Origin of the sequence: Exiguobacterium sp. A1_3_1, from assembly GCF_048985645.1 — a bacterium.
GTDB classification, from domain to species: Bacteria; Bacillota; Bacilli; order Exiguobacteriales; family Exiguobacteriaceae; genus Exiguobacterium_A; species Exiguobacterium_A indicum.
Window position 1 is genome coordinate 1 of record NZ_WBYY01000081.1, and the last position, 13,174, is coordinate 13,174.

General features: G+C 39.9%; 11 protein-coding genes. 6 read left to right on the forward strand and 5 right to left on the reverse strand.

Features of this window, described 5'->3' with window-relative positions:
* The 6 genes from F8N00_RS09945 to F8N00_RS09970 form a co-directional block, all read left to right on the forward strand.
* Window positions 1–772 (forward strand): alpha-L-arabinofuranosidase C-terminal domain-containing protein (locus tag F8N00_RS09945; protein ID WP_421018149.1); only part of this gene is annotated, 772 nt, incomplete at its 5' end.
* Between the two features lies 1 nt (window position 773).
* Window positions 774–1,013 carry a DUF6171 family protein gene (locus F8N00_RS09950; protein WP_421018150.1) on the forward strand — a complete coding sequence of 80 codons (240 nt, stop codon included), beginning with the start codon at window positions 774–776 and terminating at the stop codon, window positions 1,011–1,013.
* A 17-nt stretch (window positions 1,014–1,030) separates the two neighbouring features.
* Window positions 1,031–2,029 carry an aldose epimerase family protein gene (locus F8N00_RS09955; RefSeq protein WP_421018151.1) on the forward strand — a complete coding sequence of 333 codons (999 nt, stop codon included), beginning with the start codon at window positions 1,031–1,033 and terminating at the stop codon, window positions 2,027–2,029.
* Complete coding sequence (locus F8N00_RS09960) at window positions 2,026–3,195, forward strand: sn-glycerol-1-phosphate dehydrogenase (protein ID WP_421018152.1); 1,170 nt, start codon at window positions 2,026–2,028, stop codon at window positions 3,193–3,195. The genes F8N00_RS09955 and F8N00_RS09960 overlap by 4 nt, the downstream gene beginning before the upstream one ends.
* Complete coding sequence (locus tag F8N00_RS09965; RefSeq protein ID WP_421018153.1) at window positions 3,192–4,139, forward strand: family 43 glycosylhydrolase; 948 nt, start codon at window positions 3,192–3,194, stop codon at window positions 4,137–4,139. The genes F8N00_RS09960 and F8N00_RS09965 overlap by 4 nt, the downstream gene beginning before the upstream one ends.
* Window positions 4,136–5,080 carry a family 43 glycosylhydrolase gene (locus tag F8N00_RS09970; protein WP_421018154.1) on the forward strand — a complete coding sequence of 315 codons (945 nt, stop codon included), beginning with the start codon at window positions 4,136–4,138 and terminating at the stop codon, window positions 5,078–5,080. Before F8N00_RS09965 ends, F8N00_RS09970 begins: the two co-directional genes overlap by 4 nt.
* A gap of 149 nt (window positions 5,081–5,229) precedes the next feature.
* Here the strand turns inward: F8N00_RS09970 and F8N00_RS09975 are convergent, their stop codons facing one another.
* The 5 genes from F8N00_RS09975 to F8N00_RS09995 form a co-directional block, all read right to left on the reverse strand.
* A complete protein-coding gene (locus F8N00_RS09975) occupies window positions 5,230–6,972 on the reverse strand; it encodes a methyl-accepting chemotaxis protein (protein ID WP_421018155.1) in 1,743 nt (580 codons plus the stop codon).
* Window positions 6,973–8,242: 1,270 nt separating this feature from the next.
* Window positions 8,243–8,890 carry a hypothetical protein gene (locus tag F8N00_RS09980; protein ID WP_421018156.1) on the reverse strand — a complete coding sequence of 216 codons (648 nt, stop codon included), beginning with the start codon at window positions 8,888–8,890 and terminating at the stop codon, window positions 8,243–8,245.
* Window positions 8,891–9,027: 137 nt separating this feature from the next.
* The gene (locus F8N00_RS09985; RefSeq protein WP_421018157.1) at window positions 9,028–10,767 is read right to left on the reverse strand and encodes a methyl-accepting chemotaxis protein; all 1,740 of its coding nucleotides are present in this window, start codon (window positions 10,765–10,767) and stop codon (window positions 9,028–9,030) included.
* 471 nt (window positions 10,768–11,238) lie between these two features.
* On the reverse strand, window positions 11,239–12,297 hold the full coding sequence (locus F8N00_RS09990) for a hypothetical protein (protein ID WP_421018158.1): 1,059 nt from the start codon (window positions 12,295–12,297) through the stop codon (window positions 11,239–11,241).
* A gap of 289 nt (window positions 12,298–12,586) precedes the next feature.
* Window positions 12,587–12,928: a hypothetical protein gene (locus F8N00_RS09995; RefSeq protein WP_421018159.1), complete on the reverse strand. Its 342-nt coding sequence runs from the start codon at window positions 12,926–12,928 to the stop codon at window positions 12,587–12,589.
* Between the last annotated feature and the right edge of the window lie 246 nt (window positions 12,929–13,174).

A 13,174-nucleotide genomic window follows, 5' to 3' on the forward strand; every position in this document is an offset into this window, starting at 1 on the left:
CTATTATACGATCCCAGGCGATTTTTGGTTAGGTAAGGGATCGGCGCTAGACTTTACGGAAGATGAATGGTTCCTCACCTTGAAACGTGCCTATTACATGGATGAACTGATCACAAAGCATGGACAAATCATGGATCAATATGATCCAGAGAAGCGGGTCGGTCTCATCATCGATGAATGGGGAACATGGTTCGACGTTGAACCAGGAACAAACCCAGGCTTCTTGTATCAACAAAACTCTATTCGAGATGCACTCGTCGCAGCAATTCACTTCAATATCTTCCATAAGCATAATGACCGTGTTCACATGGCGAATATCGCGCAAATGGTCAATGTGCTTCAAGCAATGATTTTAACGGAGGGGGACCAGTTCATTCTCACGCCAACATACCATGTCTTTGAGATGTATCGCGTCCATCAAGATGCTGAACGTGTCGAGCTAGCAGCCATCACGCGTGACTATGTAGCCAAAGAAGAATCGATTCCTTCTGTAAACGCGACAGCTTCTCGCGATGCTGATGGTGTATTGCATATTAGCCTCTGCCAGCTCGATCATCAAAATAGTGATAAGGTCGAAATTGATCTGCGGGGAATGGGGACGATTTCGGACGTATCAGCGCGCATTTTAACAGCAGAGCATCTCAATGCTCATAATACGTTTGAACAACCAGACGTGGTTGCGCCACGTGAGCATGAGGTCAAGGTGACAGAAGACGGGAAGCTAATCATGGATGTTCCAGCGATGAGCGTCATCACACTGGCGGTTCGCTGAGATGAAAATCGTCGAGACAAGACGGTGTCGTACTTGTCCTCCAACAGAAGTAGACACTGATTGGTTATTGACCATCGACGCGGAAGTCATGGCACAAGTCACAGACGCTGAATATCAGGAACGTCTTCGTCAATGTGCAGTCTGTTCGTTTTACCAGGACGATACCTGTTTGAAATGCGGATGCTATGTCTCTTATCGGGCACGCCTTGCAACAAAGCATTGTCCGGTGAAGGTTTGGTAAAAAAGGAGCGACTTGAGATGGAACGACAAGAAGTAGTAGATCAGACGGCATTTATGCTCGAGAACGATATGTGTCGTTTACGTATATTGACATATGGAGCAACTCTGCAAGAGTTTTCGATTCAAGATGAGGGATGGAAAAACCTCATCTTGTCTTACGATACGGTTGAAGAATACAAGACAGACACATATTACTTGGGCGCGACCGTCGGCCGTGTCGCCGGGCGAATCGAGGACGGAACATTCGATATGGACGGTGTAACGTACCATCTGCCTCAAAACGAAGGGAAGCATCATCTTCACGGAGGAGACGGTCTCCACTGTCGATTCTGGAAAGTGGAAGACGTATCTAATACGCATCTCATTCTTCGGTATGTAAGTCCTGATGGTGAAAATGGCTATAAAGGGGTACTCGATGTCAGAGCTTCGTTTGTGTTGTTAAAAGACGGTGTCAAGATCATGTATGAGGCAATCAGTGACACGGATACGGTGGTTGATATGACAAATCATACGTATTTCAATCTAAGTAGCGGAAACCGAGACATCTTACAGCATGAATTGACGTTACCGGCTAATCAATTTGCTGAGCTTCGAAATGATTTGATTCCTACAGGTCGCCTATTGGATGTCGATCAGACCCCTTTCGACTTCCGATCAGGACGAATGCTGGGAGATGGTCCAGCTTCAAGCCATCCACAAAATCAACTCGTCAATGGTTATGATCATCCTTTTTTATTCGACGACCATCGAAAAGCGACGCTGTACGATCCTGAAAGTAAACGCTCCTTGATGTTGTCTACGACTGCACCTGCTCTCGTGCTCTATTCAGGAAACCAGATGAATGAAGAAACGATGTTACGTGAGGGACGCTCTCGAAAATATTATGGTGTTTGTCTGGAGCCTCAACATCTTCCTGACGCCGTTCATCACAGTAATTTTCCTTCTATCCAATTATCGGCGGGGCAGACGTATCACTGGGAAACGGAATATCGTGTCGGGAAAGGAGTCAGTCGATGAACCTCGAACAGATACAAAAGCAGGTTGCCACATGTTCTTGTGGAAATCCACACCATCCGATTTCGATTGAGCAAATCAATGCCTCGGAAAAGGTGTGGCAATCGCTAGTCAAGTTTGTGCAGAAGAAAGAGTGGCGGCATCTTCTCGTCATCGCTGATGTCACTACGCAGACGGTCGGTTATTCCCCGTTGCAGAAAGCATTGATGACGGTAGGAATTGATGTAACCTTAGTCACGCTCTCACCGAACAAACAGGGGGACGTCGCAGCTGATGAACTAGCAGTTGTACAAGTAATGCTCGAGCTGGATGATAGTGTGGATGCATTGATTGCACTTGGAGCAGGTACCATTCATGATGTGACGCGGTTTTGTGCTGCAAAAGCAAAAATCCCATTCTTATCTGTGCCGACCGCTCCTTCAGTGGACGGATTTACTTCAAAAGGAGCCCCCTTAATCATAAGAGGGAAGAAAATCACCTATCAGCTCGTCTCACCAATTGCAGTATTCATTCCAAGCGACATTATCCGTGATGCACCTCGTGCGTTAGTGGCGGCAGGTGTCGGCGACATGCTTGGGAAGTACACCTCCTTACTGGATTGGCGTTTTGGTGCCTCTGATGGACAAGAACCCTTTTGTCCTGTAGTTGCTCGATTGACAGAACAAGCTTTATTCGATTGTGTAAAAGCTCTACCAGATATCTATGCAGAAAAAGCGGAAGGTTTAGATCAGCTGATGGATTCATTGATTTTATCAGGAATTGCGATGTTGATTTTTGGACACTCACATCCTGCATCTGGTGGAGAACACCACCTCTCTCATTACTGGGAGATGGACTTCTTGACACACGAACGTCCGGCGGTCTTGCATGGCACCAAAGTTGCAATTGCGACGATGGAACTCATCGATACCTATAAAGCGATGATTCAAGAGCAGTCTACTGTACCGAGGGAGCTGGAGGAGTGGGCGACTCAGCTCCCGACACGACAGAAGATGGAGTCCGTTTTTAATTCGTTACAAGCCCCGATTCGACCAGAGGAAATCGGTATTTCACCCCTTCTCCTAGCGAGTAGCAAGAGAGAAGCGTATCGGCTTCGCGAAAGACACACCCTGTTAAAACAGTTGAGCTTACAAACGATCCACTTTGAAACAGAGGAGCGTTCATTATGACAGAGACAATCGTAAATCCAATCGTAGAACAACGCGCGGATCCATGGATCATGCGTCATACAGATGGCTATTATTATTTTACGGCGTCCTTACCTGATTTTAGCGGGATTCCGCTACGTCGCGCTCAGACGCTCGGGGAATTGACTGGAGCAGAAGAAAAAGTCGTGTGGAAGAAGCGCTCCACTGGAATTATGAGTGCCAACATTTGGGCGCCAGAATTGCATTATATTAAAGGAAAATGGTACCTCTATTTCGCGGCGGCACGTGAAGATGCTATTTTTGATCATCGCATGTATGTTCTCGAGAATGGTTCTGCCAATCCGTTGGAAGGCGAATGGGTGGAAAAAGGACAAATCAAGACATGTAAAGAATCGTTCGCCCTCGATGCAACAACTTTCGAGCATGAGAACCGGTTATATTACATTTGGGCTCAGAAAGATCCTGAAATTGAAGGGAATTCCAATCTCTATATCTCTGAAATGGAGAATCCTTGGACATTGACAGGGCCCCAGACAATGATTGCAACACCTGAATATTCATGGGAAAAAGTTGGCTTTCTGGTGAACGAAGGACCTGCTGTTATGAAGCGGAATGGACATATATATGTGACGTTCTCGGCAAGTGCAACAAATCATAACTACTGTGTAGGTCTTCTTCGTATCGATGAAAAAGAAGATATGTTAGATGCCACTCATTGGAAAAAATACCCGCAACCCATTCTTACGACAAATGAGTCAATCTGTGAATACGGACCAGGTCATAACAGTTTCACGACACTCGCAGATGGGACCGATATAATTGTCTATCATGCGCGGAACTATAAAGAAATCGAAGGTGATCCATTATGGGATCCGAATCGTCATACGTATATACGACCATTTTCTTGGCAGGGAGAAATGCCTGTTTTTAAAAATAGGATGGTCAACGAGGAGGTCACACGATGAACCAGACAGAGGATCGGAATCTTGTTTTAGAGCAACGGGCAGATCCATGGGTGTATCTCCATTCTGATGGTTATTATTATTTTACAGCATCCGTTCCTGAATATGATCGAATCGAATTGCGTCGTGCTACATCTCTTCATGAACTAAAAGATGTAGAAGCGGTGACAGCTTGGGTAAAACCTGATACTGGTCCGATGAGTGATCTGATTTGGGCACCCGAATTACATCATATTCGTGGAAAATGGTATCTTTATTTTGCAGCTGCGAAGTCACGTGAAATTGTAAACGGACTTTTTGATCATCGCATGTTCGTGTTAGAGAATGGTTCGGACAATCCGCTAGAAGGCGAATGGATAGAACGAGGACAAATTGAAACACAGTGGGATTCGTTTGCTCTTGATGCGACCGTTTTTGAACATCAAGATGTTCATTACTTAGTGTGGGCACAAAAAGATCCTTCCATCGAAGGGAACTCGAACCTTTATATCGCTTCTTTAAAGAATCCTTGGACCATTCAACAACCGCAAGTCATGTTGACGAAACCAGAGCTTGATTGGGAGACAAAAGGCTTTCTGGTGAACGAAGGACCCGCAGTCCTGAAGCGTAATGGACAAATCTTCATTACGTATTCTGCTAGTGCAACGGATGAGAATTATTGCATGGGTATGTTGAGTGCTTCAGAAGACGCTGACCTATTGAATCCGGATGTTTGGGAAAAGTCATTGCGGCCCGTCTTCGCGACGAACGAAGCGGCTGGCCAATATGGACCAGGACATAATAGCTTTACGGTAGATGAGCAGGGACGAGATATTATTGTCTATCATGCACGGACCTACACGGAAATCGAGGGTGATCCTCTATACGATCCGAATCGTCATACACGGGCACAGATCTTTACGTGGAGTATTGATAAGAAGCCATATTTTGATAAGCCGATTTAAATAGAGTCAATATTAGCTTTTTATTCATATGAAATATAGTGAATTTCGTATACATGGTGTCGTGTTAAACGGTCATGAAGTCAAAATAAAACATCCCCTTTGTAGAGCAATTCTACCAAGGGGATGTTTTTTGGTGAAAGATATAACCCTTAAATCTTAAAGCGATTTGTCCCTTTTTCTAAAACATCTGTCGTTTCGTTTAAAGTGACAACTAAATCATGCAAAGCAGTGACCGTACCAATCATCTGTTCTGATGCTGCAGCGACTTCTTCGTTCCCTGCAGTATGTTCCTCAGCGACGGATGCAATCTCGCCTAACGCGTGACGAATGCGATTTTCTGATTGAAGGACGTTCTGCATTTGACGCGCCATATGTTGTGAAGACTGGGACACGACATCGACGTGTTCTGTCAATCGACTAAAGGATTGATCCGTATCAAGAATGGATTGCTTACCGGCCTCTGTCTCACTGACTGTCTCAGTAAAACTTTTTTCCATTGATCGCGTACTGATGAGGACATTGTTTACAATAGAGGAGATTTGACTGACGTTTTCTGCAACGTGCATGGAGAGGTTCTTCACCTCAGAAGCGACGACGGCAAATCCTTTTCCTTGCTCGCCAGCGCGAGCAGCTTCGATCGCAGCATTCAATGCCAGGAGATTGGTTTGTTCAGAGATATCACGAATGATAGAAATGAGACCTTGGATTTCTTCTGATTGTCGATTGAGCTCTTGCACTTGATTCGTTGAACGTTGAACGTGAGAATGGATGACGTTCATTCGCTCGACAGACTGATGCATATGAGCGCGACCCTCTTGTGTCAATTCATTCATCTCAATTGTAGCGTTATTAATATTCGTGCTGACTTCATCCGTGCTCTGAATCAAACCTGCGAACGCATTCATCTCTTCGTTGAGAGAATGAGTTACGTGAGTCTGGCTCTCAGTTCCTACAGCAATCTCGGTCATCGTATGCGCGATTTGCGTCGATCCGTCGAGGACTTCCTGTGAACTAGAGTCGATGGTTTCACTAGTTTGAGTGATCAATATAGAAGTTTTTTTGATTTCGCCAATCATCTTACTCAACATGTCGTTCATGTCTTGCATCGATACGGCAAGGGAGTGGACCTCATCGTTCGTGCTCACTTTCAAATCTCGCAATCGAAGATCCGCATTTTTTAAATCACCTGCTGCAATGAATTGAGCGGCTTCTTGGAGCGTACGAATTGGATCAAGCTTGCGCATAAGAATCCACCGTAAGTAAATCAATGTGATACCAAGGAAGAGGATGAGACCTAAAAAGAAGAGCGGGAAGTTTTGTTTAGCGAGAGCCATCGTGAGTTCATGGACCTCATCTGCTGAAATATCCCCACCTAAAATACCGATGACGCTGCCGTCAGCGGATTTAATCGGAACAAAAACACTGATATATTTACCGTATTTCTTGTCTTCGATGATATCAGTAGCGTGTGTCTTACCTGAAAGAACGTCTTTTACGTCTTTGTAAGAAGCGCCAGTTGAAAGTTCTCCGATGTCACTGGCGCTCTCCGAAGAGCTACCATCTACCATGAGCTTTACGTGATCATCTTCGACGAGTGCCGTATACGTATAAAGAAGACCATTTTGTTGACGCAGATCATCTAGCTGAGAACGAAGTTTCTCATAATCTGTTCCTTCTTCAGGTTGAACGAGAAAACGCTCATATGTTGTAGGATCAATTTGTTTTGCGATCCGTTGGAGATCTTGGGTAGCTGTCTTTTTGAGAGTAGACAGTGCCGTTTGTGTGGTGTTGAAATAAAGTGCGACGTTACTGAACAAGAAAAATAAAAGAAGAATCATACCGATAATAAGGGATAGTCTGTTTCTTAAAGAATGCGTACGTTTGTTTTGCATACAAGTCCTCCTGAGTTTTTTCCATACAGACAGTAATATCGGTATATGTTATCAATTGTTTAGATTATCCTCTAAAGTAAAAATTTTCAGATAGTGAAGAAAGTGTAAAGTCTTGTGTCAACACAAGTCACTTAATAGACGAACGTAAAATATAAAAAGTCTCATCACATTATTAAAGATAAGTCGTTCCAAAAATCATTGCAGTTAGTTATTTTTCATCTACATTTTATGAATTTGGGGTATGGACATTTTAAGTATCTATATACAACTAAAACAATCCAAAAGGTTCTCGTATTGAAAGCAAAAAAATGGAGAAACATGTACCCTTGAGAAGTACGTGTTTCTCCATAGATTTCTGTCCATTGCTTTATCAAACTATGTCCCAGTTTTATCTCGAAGTGAGTTCGATGTTTGATCACTCGAAAGACGTATTGATGGGTGATTTACTCATATAAAATGCATCATATCGCTTTGAAAATTGACTGAGATACGGAAATAAGAATTTTCATTTAAGGGACGACTAAAGTAGTAATTTAGAAATGGTCACATTCTTATTGACTAAGCCATAGCGCTTATTCTGATGTCTACTATAATCTCCATATTCAAATGCTGATTTCACTGAATCATAGATTAGTGGTCCATGGATTCATTTCTTAAAAAGATAGGCTTTAAAAGAGTAAACAATTTTCAACTATTGAATAGAAGGGAATCTAAATTAAATAAAAAAGGAAAATCCAGTGCCGGTCATCTAAGGACACACGAACAATAATTGGTTTTAAAAACTGATAGACGTAATAAAAATCTATTCCTTAAAAATGGAATAGATTTTTATTGGGTAAATTGAATTTAATTAAAAGCCATAGAAGAACATTTGCTTTATCTAAAGCTGAGTTACTACTACTGAGGAAGTTCAGTTTGTTCTCTTTGCTTTTGTGAGCAAACACGATAAATAGGCTGATTTAATAAGAGTGGTTTCAGTAGTAATTGAAGAACAATAGCCTCGATGATGGATAAAAGAATCAAAATAAGTACAGAACTGGTGTGTAATGCTTCATTGAAGTAACACACGTTTAAAATGAATAATAAAACTAAATGAATGACGAAAGCAATCTTATCCAAAGGATATACCTCCTCTCATGTGACCAATCCATTTACCTTAAAAAGCTTAAAAAGATAAATGAGTAAACGGATAATAAAGTAAGTATGATGTGCTATCTTCGCATATATACCCTTCTTCTAGAAAATTCTATCATTCAAAAGCGAAAAAAGATTAGTCAGAGAGAGATGCTAGCGCGTTATTCCAATTCCCAAATCTTAATTTAATCATAGCGACAGATGGACCTACATTATCTCTTAACCATTTCCGATATTGCGTTATGGTAAGGTTACATGTATTTAAATCTAAGCAAGCAGACTGGAGTGCTTTCAAACAGTTTGTTTTCGATTGTGCATCACCCGAAAGATACCCATGGTAAGTTAATGCCTGCTTCCAGCTCCCGTAATGATGTGTAATGTTACTAGCACTCATCATGGAAGGATGTTTTTTTCTCAATTCAGCATATTGACGCACAGTAAATGAAGGACCTATCTTTTTGGAACATAAATGTAAGCTCTCTTCTATTGATAGTTTATTGCGAATCGAAATTGATTTTTCTTTTGAGGTACGAGGTATTGTTTTCTTTTCTGGCTTTATCGGAACCTTTACAATGCCACTCTCATTTAAAAAGTTGTTCCAGCTTCCAAAAAGTTGGATGACTTTTTCAAATGATGGGTAAGGTAAAAAAATTGTGAGAGTGATGTAATAGGTTGCCTTCATTGGTTTAGTATGAAGACGTTGGAGAGTTTGAATTAAATGAATCAATTTTTCCTTCTGAACAGAAGGAGGAAGCGATGAAAACGAATTTAGCGGTTCAGTCATTTTATAATAGATCCCTTCTACTCATTGTGGTTGAGCTATAAAAAGTAAGTGATTCATAGAGCTTATCCGAAACATTAATCAAAAGAAACGGAAAGATAACCTTTGATATCAAAGGTTATCTTTCCGTTTAGAGAAATTTAGACATCAAATTTCTTCGATTCTGATTCCAAATGATTCGTTCGTTCATTCAAGTTTTCTACTAAATTATGCAAGGTAGTGATGGTAGCGATCATCTGCTCCGATGCAGCTGCTACCTCTTCATTACTTGCCGTGTGTTCTTCCGCAACTGTAGCAATCTCCTTAAGAGCCGTTCGGATTTTTTGCTCAGAAGCTAAGACATGATTCATTTTTTCCGTCATTTGTTTGGTGGACGTAGAGACGTCAGTAACCTGGGATGATAGATTCTCAAATGTCTTATCCGTTTCAAGAACGATTTGCTTACCACTTTCCGTGGCTTGCACTGTAGTAGAGAAACTCTGTTGCATCTGAGCTGCACTCGCCTCGATTGAGGTGACGATTGAGGCGATTTCACTCACACTACTAGCAACATGACTCGACAGATTTTTTACCTCTGTAGCGACGACAGCGAATCCTTTGCCTTGTTCACCAGCTCGAGCGGCTTCAATAGCTGCGTTAAGTGCAAGAAGATTGGTTTGTTCCGAAATACCACGAATGATTCCGACTAAAGCTTGAATATCAGAAGATTGTTGTTTTAATTGCTCGACCTGATCTGCAGATTGAATGACTTGCTGATGAATGTGATTCATTCGTTCTACTGACTGTTGCATTTGGTCACGTCCGATTTTTGTTAATGAAGTCATATCTACAGTTGTCTCTTGAATGGACTGACCAGATTCGGAGGCAGTTTGAATCAGCGAAGAAAAACTTTGCATTTCTTCATTTAAAGAGAGTGTGACATGTGTCTGGCTCTCTGTACCGATTGCGATCTCTCCCATTGTACGCGCAATTTGTGTAGAACCATCTAATACTTCTGTAGTGCTATGATCGATTGAATGACTTGTCGTCGTGACAAGATTTGATGTTTGTTTAATATCAGCAATCATTACTCGTAGCATCTCATTCATGTCACGAATGGAGATTGCTAAAGCATAAATTTCATCTTTTGAAGGAATGGTCAAGTCCGTTAATGTTTGTTTTGCTTGTTTAAGATGTCCTTTAGCAATGAGGTCTGCGACTGATTGCAATGTTTCGAGCGGTCTTAACTTCCGTCCAAGAACAACATATAACAAGATAAGCGTTCCAAGGAGTAACAACAATAATAAGCCGATAAAGAGAGGAAGGTTTTGTTTTAACAAAGAAGTCGTTAATTCAGTGACTTCTTTCGCAGCAATATCCGTTCCTAAAATACCAATGACTTGACCCGAAGAACTTTTTAAAGGTACATACACGCTGATGTACTCCCCATAATCAGGATCTTGAATGACATCAGTCGCAAAAGTTTGTCCTTTTAACACATTTTTCATATCTTTTGCTTTTGCTCCAGTCGCAGGGGAATCAATTTTTACAGCGTCCTTTGCAGGTAATCCATCTACTAATAGATGAACTTTATTATTTTCTACTCGTGCTGTGTACGCATACATCAAGCCGTTTTCTTTTCGAAGGGTATTTAATTGTTCACGCAATTGATCGTACTTTGTTGAGGGTGTGAGATCACTAAGAAAATCTTTGTATTTATTCATATCGATAGTAGAAGCAATTCGCAATGCATCTTTTTCAGATGTAGCTTTTAAAGTAGATAATGCAGTTTGTTTAGTATTAAAGTAAAGGGATGCACTACTTAGAATAAAAAATAAAGTAAAGATTAGTCCGATAATCAACAATAATCGAGTGCGAATGGAGTGTTTTTTTTCGCTCATGCTCAACCTCCTAAATAAATTGGTAACGAAAGTATAGTTCATATATCGGACGTGATGATGAAAAAGTAAACAGTATTTTCAATCATATATTTAATTATTTATACATCTTTAAATTCGGGTATATAAAAATACACTGTTCTTATTATTATTTTGATAGAAGGAGAAGAGCGACAAGAAGTATTATTTCTAGCACTATATAAGGAGGATTGAAAATGTATTCTTATTCAGTTTCTGCTTATCAATCTAAATTCATTTTTGAAAACGAACTAAGAAGAAATGGTTTGACTACAAAAACTGCTAAGATCACATTATTTTCTTGTTTGGGATGTCGAACATTAATTCTAGCAAAACCAGACGATTTGGTTACCCATCAATGTTGCGGAGAAAAAAGAAAGTTCGTATGAGTCAACTACAACTCATTGTTTAAGATAGTTGAATGAACAAAAAAGGCAGAAAGTAAGAGTTATGACATTATTGTATTCTCTCTTCTGATATCCATTCCCACTTTATGTTCTTTCCTTTTCCGATACATCGCATCTGACCTTTATTTCGCAAAATACGCAGCATTTTTTCGACGAGCTGTTTACCTGCCTCAGGGTGATGTTCTAACAACTGTTGTTTTGTGAAAGGTTCCGATTGGGACGTTATAAACGTAAAAATTTGCTCCATCTTGATTTCGGAAATGGAACGGTCTTTGTAAATATTGATAAAGCTGTTTGTTTCCTTATAAGCTGTAAGAACAGTTTCTAAGTAGAATTGAATCCATTGATGTGGCGGTAAAATGGCATCAGCATCATGATCGTTACATCTCTGAAGGAAGCTGTCATGAAAACTGTTGTAGGATTCATTAAATTGTCGATCGAGTGAAAAGTAACATTGGATTCGATAATCAAATTGATGAAGTAAGTAAATATTCAACAGCCTCATGAGTCTTAATGCATCATAATGACCTCTTATTTGTTTAAAAAATTTATGGAGTAATAATGGAATCGCAATTAAAGGATGCAGTTTTTGGACTTCAATCGATGATCGAAATTCAAAAAATAACTGTTGAAGGTCTTCTGTAGAAAGACATTGACTAGTCGGTGTTATAGGGTGGGGAAGTAATGGATTATCAGGAAATAAACTTGTTTTTTCATTAAATTGATTAATAGTCAAATACTGATTTATTTCCTTTTGGATAATATATACGATGCGAAAATCATAAACTGAATATTCGATATGATGATCGTGTATATAAGATAGGGCGTCACGATGACCAGCAAGCTCACGTTCTTGTATATGAAAAGGACTATACGTGTTTCTTACCAGTTGGATCATACGTTCTTCCGCTAAATGTATAGAAGTCAAATTGTTCAACGCTTGAATCGTCAATAGATTTGCCTGTCGTTGTAAATGTTTCATTAAAGAAGGATATTTCATCTCTTTTTTATGTAAATGTTGATCATAGTATTCAATTTTATGAACGAATTCTACAAGTTGTGTATCTTCTTTGTAAAAAGTGGCTGTACTTAATGAATTAATTTTCATTACGTTCCTCCATTCGTCTAAGCACAAAATATTTTACTTTATAACACTTTATCATTATTTCAATTATTTTGAAAATAGTATTTTAATCTAGGTAATCTGTATAAGAAATAAATTATCAAATAATCTTTAAAAGGTTTAATGATTATTCATTGGGGAATACGTTAGTAATGTTATTTCAAGTTGATTAGAACTGATGACTTATTTGCACTGTGTCAGTAAATGAGCATCGATATAATCAAAACTCCCAAAAAGTGAGGAGTAGTCTAAGGACTACTCCTCACTTTTAATGTTATCTAGTATAATTCTTAAAAAAATACTGGAGCAGGGCAATAATTTCATCAATTGGTTCGTGAGCAGCTAATACGATTTGATGCTTGCTTCCATTTGAAAACTCCAGATAAAAACGCTTCTCAAGCGTTGGAAGACTTAGATGGTAATGAACTTCACCAACAAAAATTCGAGCAGATTCTAATTGTTTAGGGCTCGTTGAATAGTGTGAAATTGGTTCGTTGAAGTATATCTTAACTTTCGCCGCATTCGCTGTAGTGATGATATTTTCAAAAACAAAACACTGTATAAAAATATGTTTTTCTAGGTGACTTGTAAGTTGATCTCCTTTGATGAGTTTCAATGTTGTTCACCTCTTTCTCATAAGTAAAAGGACATTAATGAATAATGTCCTTTTTGATTACATAGTTGATGCTGTAATGCACTTAAAACTGATTGAAATCAGTTGGTGGATCAATAGGTTTATTTGAATCCTTTGGACGATCAAAGTTAGGACCTTTATGCTCATCTGGATCGATCGGGTAATCATCTTGTTGTGCTAAATCGTTTTCTGGCAATGCACCTTTTGGTGTACCATGTGTCGTCTCAT

What these genes read in the sequence shown, in the direction of transcription:
- F8N00_RS09950 (WP_421018150.1), top strand. Translation starts at nt 774, where the DNA reads ATGAAAATCGTCGAGACAAGACGGTGTCGTACTTGTCCTCCAACAGAA.
- F8N00_RS09955 (WP_421018151.1), top strand. Translation starts at nt 1,031, where the DNA reads ATGGAACGACAAGAAGTAGTAGATCAGACGGCATTTATGCTCGAGAAC.
- F8N00_RS09960 (WP_421018152.1), top strand. Translation starts at nt 2,026, where the DNA reads ATGAACCTCGAACAGATACAAAAGCAGGTTGCCACATGTTCTTGTGGA.
- F8N00_RS09965 (WP_421018153.1), top strand. Translation starts at nt 3,192, where the DNA reads ATGACAGAGACAATCGTAAATCCAATCGTAGAACAACGCGCGGATCCA.
- F8N00_RS09970 (WP_421018154.1), top strand. Translation starts at nt 4,136, where the DNA reads ATGAACCAGACAGAGGATCGGAATCTTGTTTTAGAGCAACGGGCAGAT.
- F8N00_RS09975 (WP_421018155.1), bottom strand. Translation starts at nt 6,972, where the DNA reads ATGCAAAACAAACGTACGCATTCTTTAAGAAACAGACTATCCCTTATT.
- F8N00_RS09980 (WP_421018156.1), bottom strand. Translation starts at nt 8,890, where the DNA reads ATGACTGAACCGCTAAATTCGTTTTCATCGCTTCCTCCTTCTGTTCAG.
- F8N00_RS09985 (WP_421018157.1), bottom strand. Translation starts at nt 10,767, where the DNA reads ATGAGCGAAAAAAAACACTCCATTCGCACTCGATTATTGTTGATTATC.
- F8N00_RS09990 (WP_421018158.1), bottom strand. Translation starts at nt 12,297, where the DNA reads ATGAAAATTAATTCATTAAGTACAGCCACTTTTTACAAAGAAGATACA.